Origin of the sequence: Nocardioides faecalis (assembly GCF_018388425.1) — a bacterium.
Classification (GTDB): Bacteria; Actinomycetota; Actinomycetes; order Propionibacteriales; family Nocardioidaceae; genus Nocardioides; species Nocardioides faecalis.
Map to the genome: position 1 here is coordinate 1,834,815 of NZ_CP074406.1, position 18,904 is coordinate 1,853,718.

Here is an 18,904-nt window from a genome sequence, read left to right on the forward strand (position 1 = left end):
CGGTCCAGCATGCCGCAACCGCCGCCCAGGCCGTCCCTCAGGCCGGTGCTCAAGCCGGTGCTCAGGCCAGGTACGACGCCGTACGACGCAGCGCCGCCGCCGCCTCGGTGACGACCCGCTCGATGAGCTCGGCGCAGGTGGGCAGGTCGTCGATGACGCCGACGACCTGACCGCTGGCCAGCACGCCGGCCGACGTGTCGCCCTCCACCAGGCCCGCGCGGAGCATGGTGGGCGTGTTGGCGGCCAGCGCCATCTGCGCCATCGTGCGGCCCTGCGTCTTCTTCATCGCCCGGCCGTCCTTGAGCAGCTCGGCCCAGCTCATGCCCGAGGACGACTTGAACTCCAGCGTGCGGCGCAGCGTGGGGCCGAGGCGGCGTACCGCGCTGGTCTCCTCCAGCTCCTCGACCAGCTCGGTGCGCAGCATCCGGTGCGGCATCCCGTCGACCTTGGCGGTGACGACGGTGTCGGTCAGCCCCTTGGTCAGGTAGAGCTCCTTGACCGCGTCCGGCACCGCGGAGTCGCGGGTGAGCAGGAAGCGGGTGCCCATGCCGATGCCCGCGGCGCCGTAGGACAGCGCCGCAGCGAGCCCACGGCCGTCGAAGAAGCCCCCGGCCGCGATCACCGGGATGTCGACGGCGTCCAGCACGGTCGGCAGCAGCAGCGTGGTCGGCACCGGACCGGTGTGGCCGCCGCCCTCCCCGCCCTGCACCATCACCGCGTCGGCGCCCCAGGAGGCGACCTTCTTCGCGTGCTTGGCCGCCCCGATGGACGGCATCACCACGATGTCGTGCTCCTTGAGCATGGCGATCAGCTCGGGCTTGGGCGCCAGCGCGAACGAGGCCACCTTCACGCCGTGGTCGATCAGCAGCCGGCAGCGGTCGGCGGCGTCGCCCGCGTCGGCACGCAGGTTGACGCCGAACGGCGCGTCGGTGCGCGCCTTGACCTCGATGATCGCCTTCTCCAGCTCGGCGAAGGTCATCGTGGCCGAGGCCAGGATCCCCAGCCCGCCGGCGTTGGCGGTGCCGGAGACCAGGCGGGGCCCCGACACCCAGCCCATCCCGGTCTGCACCACCGGGTGCGGGATGCCGACCAGGTCGGTGAACGCGGTGCGCAGCTGCTGGGCGGTCACGACGCCGCGTCCTTGGCGGGCTCGGGCACCTCGCGGAAGCGCAGGCCCTTGGGGTCGAGCACCTCGCGGATCAGCACCAGCTCCTCGGTGCTCGGCACCCGCGTGGTGGGCACCTCGGCCGGCACGTCGAGCGTGAAGCCGGTCGCGGCGACGACCTCGTCGACGGTGACGCCGGGGTGCACCGAGAGCAGCCGGACCGTGTCGTCGGCGCCCTTGACGTCGAAGACCCCGAGGTTGGTGACGATCCGGTGGATGTCGTTGAACCGCGCGGCGCCCGGGCCGGCCTCCTTGGCCCGCTTCGGGCCGACGCCGCTGACGATGTCGACGTGCTCGACGAAGACGCGGGTGGAGTGCTTGGGCACCCAGTACGACGTCCGGTTGTTCACCGTGTTACCCGGTGCGCCGCGCGAGCCGAGCAGCTGACGCTTGGGCTGGGCGAAGTCGCCGATCGCGGAGATGTTCTGGTTGCCGTGCCGGTCGATCTGGGTGGCGCCCATCATCACGTGCCGCTTGCCGTAGGCGACGACGTCGAAGACCTTGCGGAAGGGGATCCAGCCCTCGATCACGTCGCTCTTGCCGAACAGCGGCGGGACGCCGGCGAGGAACAGCGACTCGCCGTCGGAGATCACCAGGTCGGGGTTGGACGTCAGCTTCGCCAGGCGCACGCCGAGCATCGGCAGCAGCCCCATCGGGCTGCCGAAGATCTCGCCGTCCTCGGCGAACGCGTCCGCGATGGCTGCGGCGCAGACGTCCGCGCGGGTCACGTCGTTGGTCGCGGTGTCGGTCACGTCGCTCACTTGGCCTGCTCCTCGCTGAAGGTCTTCACTGCGGCCTGGTAGGCCGCCTCGTCACCGGACAGGAACCGCTCGGAGAACGCGGCCCAGTCCTCGTCGGTGCCGCCGGCCGCGGCGGCGTACGCCTTCTGGAAGCGCTCGTCGCGCTCGTAGTCGGGCGTGCAGGTGGTGAAGTGGGCACCGTTCGGCGTCTCCACGACACCGGTGACCATCATCCGGTTCAGCAGCACCCGCTGCACCGGGGTGTCGACGGTCAGCCCGGCGGTGTCGACGACCTGCTCCACGCTCACGTAGGTCCGATCGGCGGCCATCGCGAACAGGTCGTCGAAGTACGGGTCGGGGCCCAGGTAGGTGGCGTTGCCGTGCACGTCGGCACGGTTGAGGTGCACCAGGGCGACGTCGAGCTTCAGTGCCGGCACGGCGACGAGCTCCTCGTGGCCGTGGCCCTCGTCGTACGGGCTGGTGACGGTCTTGAGCCAGGGGTTGTTGACCATCACGTCGGAGCCCAGCCCGGCCCGCATCGGCAGGAACGGCAGCCTCTCGGCGGCCGCCTTGAGCCCGGTCTGGAACATGCCCTCGTCGAGCTCGACGACCTCGGGGATCGTGCCCTGCTGGCGGGCGCGCTGGAAGTTGGGCTCGAGCGGGACGGAGTCCAGGCTGACGAACGCGTAGACGAGCTTGCGGATCTTGCCGGCGCGGGCGAGAAGCCCGACGTCGGCGCCGCCCCAGCTGACGATGGTCAGGTCCTTCAGGTCCGAGCGCAGGATCGCGCGGACCAGGGCCATCGGCTTGCGCCGCGGGCCCCAGCCGCCGATGCCTATGGTCATCCCGTCGGCCAGCGAGTCGACGACCTCCTCGATCGTCATCTGCTTGTCCCGTGGCTTGCGGCTCACTTCTTCTCCTTGCTCTTGTCCGTCCCGGCGAAGTCGTCGCGCAGCTCGTCGGCCACGCCCATGAGGTTCAGCTCGAAGGTGAACCCCTGCTCCCACCGGTAGGACTTGTTGACGTTGATCGGGTCGATCCCGTTGAGCGCCTCCTTGGCGGCCCGGATGACCCGGGTGTCCTTGGCGGCGATGTCGCGGGCCACGCGCAGCGCGGCCTCGAACAGCTCCTCGCGCGGCACGACCTCGAGGACGGAGCCGAACTGCACGAGGTCGGCGGCCTTGATGGTGCGCGCGGTGAAGTAGAGGGTGCGCATCATGTGCTGCGGCACGAGCCGCGCCATGTGCGTGGCGGCGCCCAGCGCCCCCTGGTTGACCTCCGGCACGCCGAAGTAGGCGTCGTCGCTGGCCACCACGCAGTCGGCGTTGCCGACCAGGCCGACCCCGCCGCCGACGCAGAAGCCGTTGACCGCGGCGATCACCGGGACGGCGCACTCGTAGACGGCCTTGAACGCCGCGTAGCACCCCTTGTTCGCGCCGAGCAGGGCGTCGAACCCGGTGGTGTTCTGCATCTCCTTGATGTCCACGCCGGCGTTGAAGCCCTTGCCCTCGGCACGCAGCACCACGACCTTCGTGTCGAGGTCGGTGCTCGCGGCGTCGAGGGCCGCGGCCACGTCGAACCAGCCCTGGACCGTGAGGGCGTTGACCGGGGGAGCGCTCATCGTGACGACGCGGATGCCGTCGTCGCGCAGCTCACTGGTGATCGTCATGCCCGGCACCCTACCAAGCATTTGCTTGGTATGGTTCGGGCATGGCACTCACCCTCGACCTCTCCGGCCGGGTCGCCCTCGTCACCGGCGGCGCGAAGGGCATCGGCCGCGGCATCGCCGAGGTGCTCGTCGCCGCCGGCGCCACCGTCGTCACGTGCGGGCGCTCCGAGGCCGAGCCGCCCGCCGGCGCGAGCCACCGCACCTGCGACGTGCGCGACCCCGATGCCGTCGCCGCGCTGGTGGCCGGCATCGTCACCGACCACGGCAGCCTCGACGTCGTGGTGAACAACGCCGGTGGGGCGCCGTACGCCCCGGCCGCGGAGGCCTCGCCCCGCTTTCACGACAAGGTCGTCGGCCTCAACCTGATGGCGGCGCTGGTGGTCAGCCAGGCCGCGAACCGGGCGATGCAGCAACAGCCCGACGGCGGCGTGATCATCAACATCTCCTCGGTCTCCGGCAGCCGGCCCTCGCCCGGCACCGCCGCGTACGGCGCCGCGAAGGCCGGGATCGACTCGCTGACCACCTCGCTCGCCCAGGAGTGGGGGCCGAAGGTGCGGGTGAACGCGATCGAGGTCGGCCTGGTCCGCACCGCCGACACCGCCGACCACTACGGCGGCGATGAGACCGTCGCCGCGATCGAGCGCACGATCCCCGCCGGCCGGATGGCCGACGTCGCCGAGATCGGCCGGGTCGCCGCCTTCCTGGCCAGCGACCTCGCCTCCTACGTCTCCGGTGCTCGCCTCGCCTGCCACGGCGGGGGAGAGCAACCGGTCTTCCTGCACATCGCGCAGAACGCCAGCCAGAACCGAGGAGAGAACCAGTGAGCAAGCTTCTTGAGGGCCGCGTGGCCATCGTGACCGGCGCCGGCCGAGGCATCGGACGGGCGCACGCGCTCGAGCTGGCCCGGCACGGTGCCGCCGTCGTCGTGAACGACTTCGGCGTCTCGCTGGCCGGTGAGAAGGAGGACTCCCCGGCGCACGACGTCGTCGCGGAGATCGAGTCGTTCGGCGGCCGGGCTGTCGTCAACGGTGCCGACGTCGCCGACTTCGCGCAGGCCGAGGCGATGGTGCGCCAGGCGATCGACACCTTCGGCGGGCTGGACATCCTGGTCAACAACGCCGGCTTCGTGCGCGACCGGATGCTGGTCAACACCTCCGAGGAGGAGTGGGACGCCGTCATCCGGGTCCACCTCAAGGGTCACTTCGCGCCGCTGCGCCACGCCGGCGCCTACTGGCGCGCCGAGGCCAAGGAGGGCCGCCAGCGCGCGGCCCGGGTGATCAACACCTCCTCGGGCGCGGGGCTGCAGGGCTCGCTCGGCCAGACCACCTACTCCGCCGCCAAGGCCGGGATCGCCGCGATGACCCTGGTCGCCGCCGTCGAGATGGGCCGCTACGGCGTCACGGTCAACGCCATCGCCCCGGTCGCCAAGACCCGGATGACCGACGGCGCCTTCGACACCTCCGAGATGGCGCTGCCCGAGGACAACTCGCCCATCGTGGCGTGGCTGGCCTCCGAGGAGGCCGGGGACGTGACCGGGCGGGTCGTGGAGATCGACGGCAGCGTGATCACGGTCGAGAACGGCTGGGCGCACGGCCCCTCGCGCGACAACGGCACGCGGTGGGAGGCCGGCGCCGTCGGCCCGGCGCTGCGCGAGCTGCTGGCCGAGGCGCCCGCGCCGGAGCCGGTCTACGGCACGGGCGGCTGAGCCCGGGGCAGGGGTGGAACCGCCCTAAACGAAAGGCTTTCGTTTAGGGCGGAATGTGTGTAGCGTCACGGGGGACGCTTCCCCGTCGCTCCCACTGAGAGGCACCGCCACATGACCGTCGCCGAGCACCGCCCCGTCTCGCCGCTCGACCCCACCGACCCCGACATCCTGCGTGAGCGGATGCCGCACGCCGAGCTCCTCGAGCTGCGTCGTACCGCCCCGGTGAGCTGGGTCGAGCAGCCCGACCCGGGTGCCCGTGCCGGGTTCCTCGACACCGGCTACTGGGCGTTGAGCAAGCACGCCGACGTCGCCGCGGTCTCGAAGAACCAGGCCGACTTCTCCACCTACGAGAACGGCGTGATCATCCGGTTCGCACCCGAGATGACCCGCGAGGAGCTGGAGCAGACCCGCTTCCTGCTGATCAACCACGACTCGCCCGAGCACACCAAGCTGCGCCAGATCATCTCGCGCGCCTTCACCCCGCGCGCGGTCGGCGGCCTGCACGACTGGCTGCGTGCCCGCGCGGAGAAGATCGTCGACGAGGCGCTGGCCAAGGACTGCGGCGACTTCGTCACCGACATCGCCGCCGAGCTGCCGCTGCAGGCCATCGCCGAGCTCCTCGGCGTACCGCAGGAGGACCGCGGCAAGCTCTTCGAGTGGTCCAACCAGATGCTGTCGTACGACGACCCGGACATCCCGGGGGACCAGATGACGGCGTTCATGGAGATCCTGGCCTACTCGATGGCCCTCGCCGACGACCGCCGCCGCAACCCGCAGGACGACATCGTCACCAAGCTGGTCACCGCCGACGTCGACGGCAACGGCCTGACCGACGACGAGTTCGGGTTCTTCGTGATCCTGCTCGCCGTCGCCGGCAACGAGACCACGCGCAACGCGATCACGCACGGGATGAAGGCGTTCATCGACCACCCCGAGCAGTGGGAGCTGTTCAAGGCCACCCGCCCGGACACCGCGGTCGACGAGATCATCCGCTGGGCCACGCCGGTCACCGTCTTCCAGCGCACCGCGAAGCGCGACCTCGAGATCGGCGGGCGGCAGGTCCGCGCCGGTGAGCGGGTCGGCCTGCTCTACGCCAGCGCGAACTTCGACGAGGACGTCTTCACCGACCCGTTCACCTTCGACATCACCCGCGAGCACAACCCGCACCAGGCCTTCGGCGGCCACGGCGCGCACTACTGCATCGGCGCCAACCTGGCCCGCCTGGAGATCAAGCTGATCTTCGACGCCCTCGCCGACCGCGACGCCCGGATCTCCCTGGCCGGCGAGCCGGTCAAGCTGCGCAGCTCGTGGATCAACGGCGTCAAGGAGATGCCGGTCTCCTACCGCTGACGCACCGCCTCCCAAGCGAATTCGTCGAGATCTTCGGAAATCTCGACAAATCCGCTTGGGAGGCGGTTCAGGTTCAGACCCGCTCGAGGATCGTGCCGGTGGCCATGGCACCGCCGGCGCACATCGAGATGAGCGCGGTGGAGGCGTCACGGCGCTCGAGCTCGTGCAGGGCGGTGGTGATCAGCCGGACGCCGGTCGCCCCGACCGGATGGCCCAGGGCGATCGCGCCGCCGTTGACGTTGACCTTGTCCATGTCCACGCCGTGCACGCCGGCCCAGGACAGTACGACGGAGGCGAAGGCCTCGTTCACCTCGAACAGGTCGAAGTCGCTGATCGCCATCCCGGAGCGCTCCAGCAGCCGGCGGGTGGCGTCGACGGGGCCGTCGAGGTGGAAGTAGGGGTCAGAGCCGACCAGCACCTGGGTGCGGATCCGGGCGCGCGGGGTCAGCCCGAGCGCGCGGGCCTTGTCCTCGTCCATGATCAGCAGCGCCGCGGCGCCGTCGGAGATCTGCGAGGAGGTGCCGGCGGTGTGCAGGCCCTCAGGCAGCACGGTGCGCAGCCCGGCCAGGCCCTCGGCGGTGGTCTCGCGCAGCCCCTGGTCGTGCTCGACGAGACGGGTCTCGCCGGTCGGGTTGCCCTCGCCGTCGAGCACCGGGGCCTCGATCGGCGCGATCTCGCGCTTGAACCGTCCCTCGTCGACCGCGACGCGGGCCTTGGTCTGCGAGGCCAGGCCGAGCTCCTCGAGGTCGGCCCGGGTCAGGCCGCGGTGCCGGGCGATGCGGTCGGCCGCCTCGAACTGGTTGGGCATGTCGATGTCCCAGTCGGCTGGGCGGGGGTCGCCGAGGCCCGGGGGCACGTTCGCGCCGAGCGGGATGCGCGACATCATCTCCACGCCGCAGGCGATGCCGACGTCGATGCTGCCCGCGCCGACCATGTCGTTGACCAGGTGCGCGGCCTGCTGGCCCGAGCCGCACTGGGCGTCCAGCGCGGTGCCCGCCGTCGCCTGCGGCAGGCCGGCGTACAGCCAGGCGCGGCGCACCATGTCGTTGGACTGCTCACCAGCCTGGGTGACGCAGCCGCCCAGCACCTGCTCGACCTCGGCGGGGTCCACGCCGGCCCGGCGCAGCACCTCTGCCTGCACGAAACCCAAGGCCTGGGCGGGGTGGAGGCCGGCGAGCCAGCCCTTGCGCTTGCCCAGCGGGGTGCGGACGGCCTCGACGATGACGGGGGTTCCCATGCCTCGACGATACCACCGAACTAGAACCTGTTCCTGTTCTGTGGATCCCGCCGAAACGCGCAAGACGAAACCCTTTCGTAAACGCGCGCATCTTTGTAGTGTGGGCCGCGAACTAGAACGTGTTCCAGCAACGAGAGGCCCGCCTGTGACCGAGCTGCTCCTACCCGAGGGGTGGGATCCGACGGATCCCGACATCAACGCCGTCGCCCTGCCGCACGAGGAGTTCCGCGCCCTGCGTGCCACCGCCCCGATCCATTGGGTGGAGCAGACCCCGGAGGCGCGTGCCGGGTTCTTCGGCACCGGCTACTGGGCGGCGACCCGCCACCAGGAGGTGCGCGAGGTCTCCAAGGACAACGACACCTGGTCGACCGCCGAGAACGGCGTGATCATCCGCTTCGCCCCCGACATGACCCGGGACCAGGTCGAGGTCCAGCGAGCGATGCTGATCCACCACGACCCGCCGGACCACACCAAGATGCGCGGCATCGTCTCGCGCGGCTTCACCCCGCGCGCGATCGCCTCGCTCAAGGAGAACCTGCGCGAGCGTGCCTACGCGATCGTGGAGGAGGCTGTGGCCCGCGGCACCGGCGACTTCGTCGAGGACCTCGCCGCCGAGCTGCCGCTGCAGGCGATCGCCGACTTCCTCGGCGTGCCGCAGGAGGACCGCAAGAAGCTGTTCGAGTGGTCGAACCAGATGATGGCGTACGACGACCCGGACTTCGACATCGATCCCGCGATCGCCTCGATGGAGATCATCGCCTACTTCGACGCGCTCGCGAACGACCGGCGGGAGAACCCGCAGGACGACATCGTGACCAAGCTGATCAGCGTCGGCGAGGACGGCCACGGGTCGCTGACCAACGACGAGTTCGGGTTCTTCGTGATCCTGCTCGCCGTGGCCGGCAACGAGACCACGCGCAACGCGATCACCCACGGCATGAAGGCGTTCATCGAGAACCCCGACCAGTGGGACCTGTGGAAGCGCGAGCGCCCCGACACGATGGTCGACGAGGTCATCCGCTGGGCCACGCCGGTGACGGTCTTCCAGCGCACCGCCAAGAAGGACACCGAGCTCGCCGGCCAGGCCATCGCCAAGGGCGACCGGGTGGCGCTGTTCTACGCCTCGGCGAACTTCGACGAGGCCGTCTTCGAGGACCCGTTCACCTTCAACATCCTGCGCGACCCGAACCCGCACGTCGCGTTCGGCGGTCACGGTGCGCACTACTGCATCGGCGCCAACCTGGCCCGCATGGAGATCAAGCTGATCTTTGACGCGCTCGCGGATCTCGCGCCGAACATCACCCTGGCCGGGGAGCCCAAGCGGCTGCGCTCGGGCTGGCTGAACGCGATCAAGGAGATGCAGGTCAGCTACACCGGCTGACGCAGCCGACGTCGTACCGGCCGGTGCCGGACGCTCCTTCAGCGGGCGTTCAGCACCGGTCGGCGACAATGGCCTCCTGTCGTCTTCCGGAGGTCTGCCCATGCGTGTGCTCGTCGTCGACGACGAGAAGCGCCTCGCCCGCTCGCTGCGGATCGGGCTGGAGGCGGAGGGATTCGCCGTGGACGTCGCCCACGACGGCACCGACGGGCTGTGGCTGGCCCGCGAGAACCCGTATGACGCCATCGTGCTGGACCTCATGCTGCCCGGCATCAACGGCTACAAGGTCTGCGAGACGCTGCGCGCGGAGCAGAACTGGACCCCGGTGCTGATGCTCACCGCCAAGGACGGCGAGTGGGACCAGGTCGAGGGCCTCGACACCGGGGCCGACGACTACCTGACCAAGCCGTTCTCCTTCCCGGTCCTGGTGGCCCGGCTGCGCGCCGTGGCCCGCCGCGGTGCCCGCGAGCGCCCCACCGCCTGGGAGATGGGCGACCTGAAGGTCGACCCCGCGGCGCGACGGGTCTGGCGGGGTGAGCAGGAGGTCGCGCTCACCGCACGCGAGTTCGCCCTGTTGGCCTTCCTGGCCCGGCACCGCGGCGACGTGGTGTCGAAGCGGCAGATCCTCGAGGCGGTCTGGGACGTCGACTTCGACGGCGACCCCAACATCGTCGAGGTCTACGTGCGCCATCTGCGCAACAAGATCGACCGGCCCTTCGGCCGCGCCGCCATCGAGACGTTGCGCGGCGCGGGCTACCGCCTCGCCAGCAACGGCGGCTGACGTGGCCTCGCCCCGGCCCGGCCCGTGGGCCCGGCTCTCGGTCCGGCTGCGCACCACCCTGGCCGCGGTCCTCGTGGTCGCCGTCGTCCTCGGCTTCGCCGCCGGCGCCCTGGTGCTGCTGGTTCGCGACTCGCTGCGCGACGGCGTCGAGGCGAGCGCCGAGCAGCGTGCCGCGGCACTGGTGCAGCAGCTGGAGACCGACGGGCTGCCCGGCCGTGCCGACGAGGACGACGACACGGACGGGGGAGACGCCGACGAGCCCGAGGAGCTCGTGTGGCAGGTCCGCGGCGAGGACGGCACCGTCGTCGCCGCCTCGCAGCCGGGACTGCCGCGCCTGCCCACCGCCGGCACCGAGGTCACGCTGCCCGGCGCCGACGAGCCCTACCTGGTCGTCGTGGAGGACGCCGAGATCTCCGAGGTCGAGTACGACGTCGTCGTGGCCGCCTCGCTGGAGGAGGTCACCGACTCCACCCGGGCACTGCTGGCGCCGCTGCTGGTCGGGGTGCCGCTGCTGCTCCTCCTGCTGGCCGGCACCACCTGGCTGGTGGTCGGCCGCGCGCTGGCGCCGGTGGAGCGGATCCGCCGCGAGGTCGACCAGATCACCGGGGACCGGCTGGACCGCCGGGTGCCCGAGCCGCCCACCCGCGACGAGGTGCGCCGCCTGGCCACCACCATGAACCGGATGCTCGGCCGCCTCGAAGACTCCCGGGCCCGCCAGCAGCAGTTCGTGGCCGACGCCTCCCACGAGCTGCGCTCCCCGCTGGCCGCCCTGCGCCAGACCGCCGAGGTCGCGGTGGCCCACCCCGGCGCGCTCGACGACGGCGAGCTCGCCGAAGCCGTGCTGGAGGAGTCGATCCGGATGCAGCGCCTGGTCGAGCAGCTGCTCGTGCTCACCCGGACCGAGGCCGGCGCCTCGGGCCGCCCGCTGGGCGACGTCGACCTGGACGACCTGCTGCTCACCAACGCCCGCCGCCTGCGACGACCGGAGCTGCACGTCGACACCAGCGGCGTCGGCCCGGCCCGGGTGCACGGGGACGAGCTGGCGCTGGGCCAGGTCGTGCGCAACCTGCTGGACAACGCGGCCCGGCACGCCCGCTCCCGCATCGCCCTCGGCCTGCGGGCCCACGACGGCGGCATCGAGCTGGTCGTCGACGACGACGGCCACGGCATCGCCCCCGCCGACCGGGAGCGGGTCTTCGACCGGTTCGTGCGCCTCGACGAGGCCCGCGCTCGCGACGACGGCGGCAGCGGCCTCGGGCTGGCCATCGTCCGGGAGATCGTCGCCGCGCACGGCGGCACGGTCGCAGTGGAGGAGGCTCCGCTCGGCGGGGCCCGGTTCGTCGTACGGCTGCCGGCGCCGGCGCGGGCTTCCTGAAGACGGCTTCAGGAGCGTTCAGGAAGGGTTCAGCGCTCTCGGGCGAAGGTGGGCACACCCAGTCAGCACGACACCTAGGAGAACACCGTGAAGAACCCGATCACCGCCAAGAACCTGAACCTGGCCCGGCTGCGCACCAAGCACGTCCTGGTCCCCACCGTCGCCGCCGCCGCGATCCTGGGCGCCGGCGGCGCATTCTGGGGCGCCAGCGCCAGCACCGACGACGTCCGCGGCGGTGAGCGCGACCGGGTGGCCACCGCTGCGGTGGCCACCGTCGGCGAGGGCACTGCGGTCGAGGTGGAGACCAGCGACGACGCCGGCGAGGCCTACGAGGTCGAGGTACGACGCGAGGACGGCACCGAGGTCGACGTCACCCTGGACGACGACCTGACCCCCATCGCCAAGCAGGACGACACCGACGACACCGACACCGACGACACCGACGACACCGATGACACCGACACCGACGACCGGCCGGTCCCCGCGACCGAGCGGGCCTCGGCGGAGAAGGCCGCACTCGCCGCGGTCGGCGGCGGCACCGTGCTCGACGTCGAGGCCGGCGACGACCCCGGCGTCGCCTACGACGTCGAGGTCCGCGACGCCGAGGGCGCGGAGTGGGACGTCGACCTCGACGCCTCCTTCGCCGTGGTGACCAAGACGCTCGACGACTGAGCCCGCGCCGCGTAGGGCAGGCTTCGCCTCATGCACTACGTGGGAGTGGACCTCGCCTGGGGCGAGCGCAAGCCCACCGGCCTGGCCGTGCTCGACGAGGCCGGCCGGCTGGTGATGGTGAGGGCGGCCGGGGACGACGAGGAGATCCTGGCCGCCCTCGCGCCGTATGTCGAGGGCGACTGCCTCGTCGCCATCGACGCGCCGCTGGTGGTGACCAACCCGACGGGCAACCGTCCGGCCGAGGCCGCGCTGAACCGGGACTTCGCCCGGTTCGATGCCGGCGCCCACCCGGTGAACACCGCCCGACCCGAGTTCGCCACCCAGCCGCGTGGGGCGCGGATCGCCTCGGCGCTGGGCCTCGACCTCAACCCCCGCTCGGGCCGGCCGCGCCGGGCGATCGAGGTCTACCCGCACGCCGCGACGGTCGCTCTGTTCCGGCTGGGCCGGACGCTGAAGTACAAGAACAAGCCCGGACGGGACCTGGAGCAGCTGCGCGCCGAGCTGCTGGTGCTGATCGGCCTCCTCGAGGGGCTGGCGGAGGCCGACCCGCCGCTGGTGGTCGACGAGGCCTGGCGGGCGTTGCGCACCGCGGCCGAGCGCGCGGGACGCAAGAGCGAGCTGCGGGTGGTCGAGGACCAGGTGGATGCGGTGGTGTGCGCCTACGTCGCCCTCTTCTCCCGCCGCCGCCCCGAGGCCACCACGACGTACGGCAACCTCGCCGAGGGCTACATCGTCACGCCGACGCTGCCGGCCGATCTGGTGCCCACGCCGCGGGCGCCGCGCTCGGCGCCGGTGCGCGACGCCGGTGCCGCCGTCCGGGTCTACGCCGAGCGGCACCCCGAGCTGCGCCGCGCCACCGAGGCCTTCGTCGCGCTCGTCACCGCGGCGCTCGACGAGGCCGGCATCAACTACCTGACGGTCACCGGCCGCACCAAGTCCGTCACCTCGTTCGCGGGGAAGGCGGCCCGGGTGGCCGGCGGCCGGCCGGTGTTCACCGACCCGTTGGGGGAGATCACCGACCAGATCGGGCTCCGGGTGATCACCTACGTGCAGAGCGACGTCCAGGCCGTCGCCGACGTGCTGGAGGACCGGGTGGTCGTGCACGACGACCGCGACATGGGGCAGGAGACGGCCAGCGAGGGGCGGTTCGGCTACGCCAGCCGGCACCTGCTGGTCACCTTGGACCCGTCGCTGGAGGACGCCGCCGACCCGGTGCTGCGCGGACGGCACGCCCAGATCCAGATCCGCACCGTGCTGCAGCACGCGTGGGCCGAGTTCGAGCACGACATCCGCTACAAGGGCACCATCCCCGAGCAGCACGCCCGCGACTTCGATCGGCGCTTCACCCTCGCCGCGGGGCTCCTCGAGCTCGCCGACCGGGAGTTCTCCACCATCCGCGACCGGCTGCGCGAGAGCACCCCGTCGTCCCCGGCGGAGGTCGGTGACGACGACCCGCGGATCAGCCCTCGCGAGCTGGCCGCCTTCCTCGCCGGGCAGTACGCCGACGCCGGCTGGTCGCGCACCGAGCACTACGCGTGGATCGCCGACATCGTGCTCGAGCTCGGCATCACCTCGCTGAGCGAGCTCGCCGAGACCCTGCGTGCGGTCGACGCGGAGACGCTGCGCCAACGGATGGACTACCGCTATCCGCCGGGAGCGGTGCGCCGCCTCGACGACGCGCTGCTGTGGGCCCACGGCGAGCGGTACGTCGACCTGCACGCCAACGCCGACCGGGTGGCGGCGCTGCGGGCGAGGCTGGCGAAGATGCGCGGCGCGGCCTGAGCCCGGTGGGGGTGAGTGGCCCCTAGGGTGTGCCCATGTCGCACGCCGTCTCCGAGATGATCCAGTCCGCACGGTTCACCCCGGTGCGCTTCCGGCACGGCTACGACATGGGCGAGGTCGACGACCTGCTCGACCGGGTGTCCCGCGAGGCCGCGCAGGGCGGAGCAGTGCGGCCACTCATCGAGGGGCGCAGGTTCACCCAGGTCCGGTTCCGCGAGGGCTACGAGATGGCCGAGGTCGACGACCTGCTCGCCCGGGTCGTGGAGCTGGCCGACAGCTGACCGCCAGCTGACCTCCCGGCCGCTGCGCGGCGCCTCACGCGGGGGTCGAGGCCGCTGCGCTGCGCAGCACGAGGTCGTCCACGACCGCGGCCAGGCTGCCGCCGTTGCGCTCGAACGCGGCCCGCTGGCGCACGGAGCCGCCGGCGGCCAGCACCCGCTCGATGCCGTCGGTGACCAGGTCCAGGTCGTCGTACGCCGTCAGCTCCTCGCGCACGGTGGCGAGGAGGCCGGCGAGCACGTCGCGCGCCGGGGCCTGCTCGCCGGTGCGGGGATCCAGCAGCCGCTCGGACAGGCCGTAGCGGGCGGCCCGCCACTGCGCCGCGCGCAGCTGCTCGCTGCGCCAGGGCGCGCCCTCGTCGCTGGTGCCCCGGTCGCCGCCCTCGACGAGGTGGGTGACCAGCGCCCGGGTGAGCGCAGCCACGAGGATCGCGTCGTCGGGGTCGGTGCACACGTCACTGATCCGGATCTCGACGGTGGGCGCGGCCTTGGCGAGCCGGGCGTCGAAGTAGAGCATGCCCACGTCGCGTGCGGCGCCGGAGGCGATCAGCGCGGCGCAGGCGTCGCGGTAGCCCGCCAGCGAGCCGAACGGCTCGGTCGGCCCGGCGCTGGGCCAGCGCGACCACACCTGGGAGCGCCACGAGGCATAGCTGGTGTCGCGGCCGTGGTGGAACGGGGAGTTCGCGCCGACGGCCAGCAGCAGCGGCAGCCAGGGGGCGATCGCGTCGATGACGGCGACGCCCTGCTCGGGGGAGTCGATGTCGACGTGCACGTGCATGCCGCAGGTGCCCGCGGGCCGGGCGATCTCCCCGTAGAGGCCGAGCATGTCGAGGTAGCGGTCGTCGCGGGTGGGCTGCGGCGTGCCGGCGTGCAGCGGCAGGGTGCCGGCGGCCATCACCCGCAGCCCGACGGCCTCGGCGGCCTGTGCGGCGACCTCGCGGCGTCGTACCAGGTGGGCGCGCAGCTCACCGAGGTCGGTCACCGGCGGTGTGCGCGTCTCCAGCTGGTGGCGGTACAGCTCCGCGTCGAGGTCGGCGACCTCCGCCTCCACGCCTTGCTGCGCTGCGTGCTGGGCGGCGTGCTGCAGCACGGTCGGCGCGTGCGGCGCCGGCTCCCGGGTCTCGGGGTCCACGAGCAACAGCTCCTCCTCCACGCCGAGCTTGCGCAGCTGCATGCCTCGGCCCCTCCCTCCCTGCGTCGGCCCTGACGGATTCGTCGTCCCTGCGCCAGTACCCGGCGGCGGGGGAGTCCAGCCTTCAGGGCGTCAGACGTGCCGGACCACGACCTGTCCGGCGTCGACCTCCCAGTGCTGGTGCAGGTCGACGTTGGCGAGCAGCCGCCGGTCGTGGGAGACCAGCAGCAGCGCGCCCTCGTAGGCGGCCAGCGCCTCCTCGAGCTGCTCGATGGCGGGCAGGTCGAGGTGGTTGGTGGGCTCGTCGAGGACCAGCAGGTTCACCCCGCGGGCCTGCAGCAGCGCCATCGCCGCGCGGGTCCGCTCGCCGGGGGAGAGGCGGTCGACGGCGCTGGCGACCTGGTCGGCCTTGAGACCGAACTTGGCGAGCAGGGTGCGGACCTCGGCCTGGGTCCACTCCGGCACCTGCGCCTCGAACGCCTCGCCCAGCGGCCGCGCGCCGGCCAGCATGGTGCGGCCCTGGTCGATGAGGCCCACGGCCACGGACGCACCGAGCGACGCGGAGCCGGTGTCGGGTGCCTGCTGGCCCAACAGCAGCCGCAGCAGGGTGGTCTTGCCGGCGCCGTTGGGACCGGTGATGCCGATCCGGTCCCCGGCGTTGACCTGCACCGAGACGGGGCCGAAGGTGAACTCCCCGAGCCGGCAGCCCGCCTCGTTCAAGGTGGCCACCACGGAGCTGGAGCGCGGCGCGGCGGCGACGGAGAACTGCAGCACCCACTCCTTGCGGGGCTCGGCGACCTCCTCGAGCCGGGCGATGCGCGACTCCATCTGGCGCACCTTCTGGGCCTGCTTCTCCGACGACTCCGTGGCGGCACGGCGCCGGATCTTGTCGTTGTCGGGGTTCTTGCGCATCGCGTTGCGCACCCCCTGGGAGCTCCACTCCCGGGTGGTGCGCGCCCGCTGCACGAGGTCGTCACGGTTCGTGGCGTACTGGTCGTAGGCCTCCCGGGCGTGCCGTCGGGCGATCTCCCGCTCCTCCAGGTAGGCCTCGTAGCCGCCGTCGTAGACGCGGATCTGCTGCTGGGCCTGGTCGAGCTCGACGATCCGGGTCGCACAGCGCGCCAGGAACTCCCGGTCGTGGGAGACCAGCACGACCCCGCCGCGCAGCCCGCGCACGAACTCCTCCAGTCGGGCCAAGCCGTCGAGGTCCAGGTCGTTGGTCGGCTCGTCGAGCAGGACGACGTCGAAGCGGCTCAGCAGCAGCGCGGCCAGCGCCACCCGCGCGGCCTGGCCGCCGGACAGCGCGCTCATCAGCGTCTCGGGCGCCAACGGCAGGCCGAGCTCGGCGAGCATCGGCTCCACCCGGTCCTCCAGGTCCGGCGCCCCGCTGGCCAGCCACCGGTCGAAGGCCAGCGCGTAGGCGTCGTCGGCGCCCGGGATCTCGGTGCCGAGGTCCGCGGCCGCGGCCTCCATGGCCTCGGTCGCCGCGGCCGCGCCGGTACGACGTGCCACGTACTGCGCCACGGTCTCGCCGGGCACCCGCTCGTGCTCCTGCGGCAACAGCCCCACGAACGCGTCGGCGGGCGCGCACGTCACCGTGCCGGCGATCGGCTCGGCGACCCCGGCGAGCAGGGACAGCAGCGTCGACTTGCCGGCCCCGTTGGCTCCGAGGACGCCGACCACGTCGCCGGGGGCGACCGTGAGGTCCAGGTGCTCGAACAGCACCCGGTGTCCGTGACCGCCGGAGAGGTCCTTGGCGACGAGCGTGGCTGACACCCCCGGATCCTATCGGCGCCCGGGTCGCGCTCGGCACGCGCGCTGGGAGGCGCTGTCTAGGGTGAGCGACGTGGAGCCGGACTGCCCGAAGCGGATGACGTTCGGGCCCTGTGGCGGGGTCCGGGACGACGCCTCGTGCGAGCTCGACGAGCGTCCCTGCCCGTTCACGGCACCGGACGCGGCCGCGGTGGCGTGGCCGGACGCACCCCGGGCCTCCGCACCGCCGGCGAGCCGGCTGCTCGAGGCCGCCGCACGCGGACCGGTGGTGCTCACCGACCTGACCATCCCGCCGTACGACGCCGCGGGGCTCGCCGCGGTGACCCGCACGCTGGCCGGCTCCTGCGACGCCGTGCTGGTCGGCGAGCACCAGAACCGGCCGGACTTCCCGCCGACGCTGATGAGCGCGCTGGTCGCCGAGGCCGGCGGGGTGCCGTGGGTGACCCTGGCGTGCCGCGACCGCAACCGGCTGGTGCTCGAGCAGGAGCTGGCCGGCCTCGCCGTCGCCGGGGTCGACGGCGTGCTGTGCGTGACCGGCGACGGTCGCGCCCAGGGGGTGCGCCCCGACGTCACCCAGGTCTTCGACCTCGACGGCACCCAGCTCGCCGCGCTGGCCGGCGCGCGCGGGCACGCGGTCGCCGTACCGGAGGCGCCCGCGGCGCAGCCCAGGCACCTGCGGCCCGACCGGTTGGTGGAGAAGCAGCGCGCCGGCGCCCACCTGGCCGTGCTCAACCATGTCCGCAGCGCCGACGAGGTCGCCACCTTCGTGGCCGCCGCCCGCTCGCGCGGCCTGCGGATCCCGGTGGTCGCGGGCGTGGCGGTCTACACCGACGAGCGCTCCGCGCGGGTGCTGCAGAACTTCCCAGGCCTGCACCTCGACGACGACGAGGTGGCCCGGGTGTTGGCCGCACCGGACGTGCGGGAGGCGGGTATCGAGGCAGCGGTCCGCGAGGCGCGGGCCCTGCTCGCCATCGACGGTGTGGCCGGCGTCAACCTGTCCGGGCTGGCCTCCGCGGACGGCGAGCTCGTCGGCGCGCAGGTGAAGGCCGAGATCGGCACGAGGATCAGGGAGGGTCGATGAAGGACACTGTGGGCGGGGGGCTGCCCGACGAGGCGATGGCCGACGAGTTCGACACGGTCGCCTGGTGGACCGCGGCGGCCGTCGCCGAGCTGGGCGAGGACCACGCGCTGCCGGCGGCGTGCCGGGGCAGCGGTTCTCCCGCCGCGCTGGACTGGCTGGCCACCTGGATGGGCTTGAGGTCGGGGATGAGCCTGCTCGACTCCGGCGCCGGTGTCGGCGGCCCGGCCGAGCGTGCCGCCCGCGAGCACGGGGTGCGACCGACGCTGGCCGAGCCGATGGAGGGCGCCTGCCGCGCCGCCGGGCGGCTCTTCGGCCGGCCGGTGGTCGTCGCCAACGGCGCGGCGCTGCCGTTCGGCGACGAGACGTTCGACGCCGCCTGGTCGCTCGGCGTGCTCTGCACGCTGCAGGACAAGCGCGGCTACCTCACCGAGCTGCGCCGGGTCGTGGCCCCCGGCGGGGCGCTCGGCCTGCTCGTCTACGCCCGTAGCGTCGACGAGCTGCCCGACCAGCCCGACGGCAACCACTTCCCGAGCCTGCCCGAGCTGCGCGAGGACCTGGCTGCGGTCGGGATCACGGTGCTGGAGGAGAAGCCGCTCACCGAGGTGGCGAGCACGCCGGCCGAGTGGGACGAGGCCGCCGAGCGCGTCGAGGAGGTCATCGCTCGCGACCACCGCCACGACGAGCGCTGGAGCCGGGCGCAGGCGCAGCAGGAGACCATCACCGGTCTGATCTCCGACGGGCTGGTCACCGGCGTGCTGCTGGCCTGCCGACGGGCCTAGTGGCGAC

The 18,904-nt window shown here is 72.6% G+C and carries 18 protein-coding genes; 11 read left to right on the plus strand and 7 right to left on the minus strand.

What is annotated here, in order from left to right; translation table 11 throughout:
- Positions 1-61: 61 nt before the first annotated feature.
- From KG111_RS08415 to KG111_RS08430, 4 genes are read right to left on the minus strand one after another with little or no spacing between them, the layout of a single operon-like run.
- On the minus strand, positions 62-1,129 hold the full coding sequence (locus KG111_RS08415; protein ID WP_205290198.1) for an NAD(P)H-dependent flavin oxidoreductase: 1,068 nt from the start codon (positions 1,127-1,129) through the stop codon (positions 62-64).
- Positions 1,126-1,926, minus strand: a complete 801-nt coding sequence (locus KG111_RS08420; RefSeq protein ID WP_249666359.1) for a CoA-transferase subunit beta — start codon at positions 1,924-1,926, stop codon at positions 1,126-1,128. Before KG111_RS08420 ends, KG111_RS08415 begins: the two co-directional genes overlap by 4 nt.
- Complete coding sequence (locus KG111_RS08425; RefSeq protein ID WP_213450035.1) at positions 1,923-2,816, minus strand: CoA transferase subunit A; 894 nt, start codon at positions 2,814-2,816, stop codon at positions 1,923-1,925. Before KG111_RS08425 ends, KG111_RS08420 begins: the two co-directional genes overlap by 4 nt.
- Positions 2,813-3,574 (minus strand): enoyl-CoA hydratase family protein, encoded by a 762-nt coding sequence (locus KG111_RS08430; RefSeq protein WP_205290199.1) that lies wholly within the window; start codon positions 3,572-3,574, stop codon positions 2,813-2,815. The genes KG111_RS08425 and KG111_RS08430 overlap by 4 nt, the downstream gene beginning before the upstream one ends.
- A 41-nt stretch (positions 3,575-3,615) precedes the next feature.
- On the opposite strand from KG111_RS08430, the gene KG111_RS08435 reads away from it, so the two are divergent.
- From KG111_RS08435 to KG111_RS08445, 3 genes are all read left to right on the plus strand, one after another.
- On the plus strand, positions 3,616-4,398 hold the full coding sequence (locus KG111_RS08435; protein WP_205290200.1) for an SDR family oxidoreductase: 783 nt from the start codon (positions 3,616-3,618) through the stop codon (positions 4,396-4,398).
- Positions 4,395-5,279 (plus strand): SDR family oxidoreductase, encoded by an 885-nt coding sequence (locus KG111_RS08440; RefSeq protein ID WP_205290201.1) that lies wholly within the window; start codon positions 4,395-4,397, stop codon positions 5,277-5,279. Before KG111_RS08435 ends, KG111_RS08440 begins: the two co-directional genes overlap by 4 nt.
- A 111-nt stretch (positions 5,280-5,390) precedes the next feature.
- Positions 5,391-6,629 (plus strand): cytochrome P450, encoded by a 1,239-nt coding sequence (locus KG111_RS08445; protein WP_205290202.1) that lies wholly within the window; start codon positions 5,391-5,393, stop codon positions 6,627-6,629.
- A gap of 73 nt (positions 6,630-6,702) precedes the next feature.
- Here the strand turns inward: KG111_RS08445 and KG111_RS08450 are convergent, their stop codons facing one another.
- Positions 6,703-7,866: a steroid 3-ketoacyl-CoA thiolase gene (locus tag KG111_RS08450; protein ID WP_205290203.1), complete on the minus strand. Its 1,164-nt coding sequence runs from the start codon at positions 7,864-7,866 to the stop codon at positions 6,703-6,705.
- A 145-nt stretch (positions 7,867-8,011) separates the two neighbouring features.
- Between KG111_RS08450 and KG111_RS08455 the strand changes: the two genes are divergently transcribed.
- The 6 genes from KG111_RS08455 to KG111_RS08480 all read left to right on the plus strand — a co-directional run bounded on the left by KG111_RS08455 (position 8,012) and on the right by KG111_RS08480 (position 14,135).
- Positions 8,012-9,247 (plus strand): cytochrome P450, encoded by a 1,236-nt coding sequence (locus KG111_RS08455; RefSeq protein WP_249666360.1) that lies wholly within the window; start codon positions 8,012-8,014, stop codon positions 9,245-9,247.
- 100 nt (positions 9,248-9,347) lie between these two features.
- Positions 9,348-10,025, plus strand: coding sequence for a response regulator transcription factor (locus KG111_RS08460; RefSeq protein WP_205290205.1), 678 nt, complete (start codon positions 9,348-9,350; stop codon positions 10,023-10,025).
- 544 nt (positions 10,026-10,569) lie between these two features.
- On the plus strand, positions 10,570-11,400 hold the full coding sequence (locus tag KG111_RS18565) for a sensor histidine kinase (protein WP_432806879.1): 831 nt from the start codon (positions 10,570-10,572) through the stop codon (positions 11,398-11,400).
- 87 nt (positions 11,401-11,487) lie between these two features.
- The gene (locus tag KG111_RS08470) at positions 11,488-12,072 is read left to right on the plus strand and encodes a PepSY domain-containing protein (protein ID WP_205290207.1); all 585 of its coding nucleotides are present in this window, start codon (positions 11,488-11,490) and stop codon (positions 12,070-12,072) included.
- Between the two features lie 30 nt (positions 12,073-12,102).
- Complete coding sequence (locus KG111_RS08475; RefSeq protein ID WP_205290208.1) at positions 12,103-13,854, plus strand: DUF429 domain-containing protein; 1,752 nt, start codon at positions 12,103-12,105, stop codon at positions 13,852-13,854.
- A 35-nt stretch (positions 13,855-13,889) separates the two neighbouring features.
- On the plus strand, positions 13,890-14,135 hold the full coding sequence (locus KG111_RS08480) for a DivIVA domain-containing protein (RefSeq protein WP_240195338.1): 246 nt from the start codon (positions 13,890-13,892) through the stop codon (positions 14,133-14,135).
- A gap of 34 nt (positions 14,136-14,169) precedes the next feature.
- Here KG111_RS08480 and KG111_RS08485 read toward each other — a convergent pair whose 3' ends face one another.
- A complete protein-coding gene (locus KG111_RS08485; protein ID WP_205290210.1) occupies positions 14,170-15,306 on the minus strand; it encodes a carboxylate-amine ligase in 1,137 nt (378 codons plus the stop codon).
- A 90-nt stretch (positions 15,307-15,396) separates the two neighbouring features.
- Positions 15,397-17,040 carry an ABC-F family ATP-binding cassette domain-containing protein gene (locus KG111_RS08490; protein WP_205290211.1) on the minus strand — a complete coding sequence of 548 codons (1,644 nt, stop codon included), beginning with the start codon at positions 17,038-17,040 and terminating at the stop codon, positions 15,397-15,399.
- 61 nt (positions 17,041-17,101) lie between these two features.
- On the opposite strand from KG111_RS08490, the gene KG111_RS08495 reads away from it, so the two are divergent.
- Positions 17,102-18,118: a methylenetetrahydrofolate reductase gene (locus KG111_RS08495; RefSeq protein WP_205290212.1), complete on the plus strand. Its 1,017-nt coding sequence runs from the start codon at positions 17,102-17,104 to the stop codon at positions 18,116-18,118.
- Entirely contained in the window at positions 18,115-18,897 is a 783-nt protein-coding gene (locus tag KG111_RS08500; protein WP_205290213.1) for a class I SAM-dependent methyltransferase, read from the plus strand. The genes KG111_RS08495 and KG111_RS08500 overlap by 4 nt, the downstream gene beginning before the upstream one ends.
- Positions 18,898-18,904: the final 7 nt, after the last annotated feature.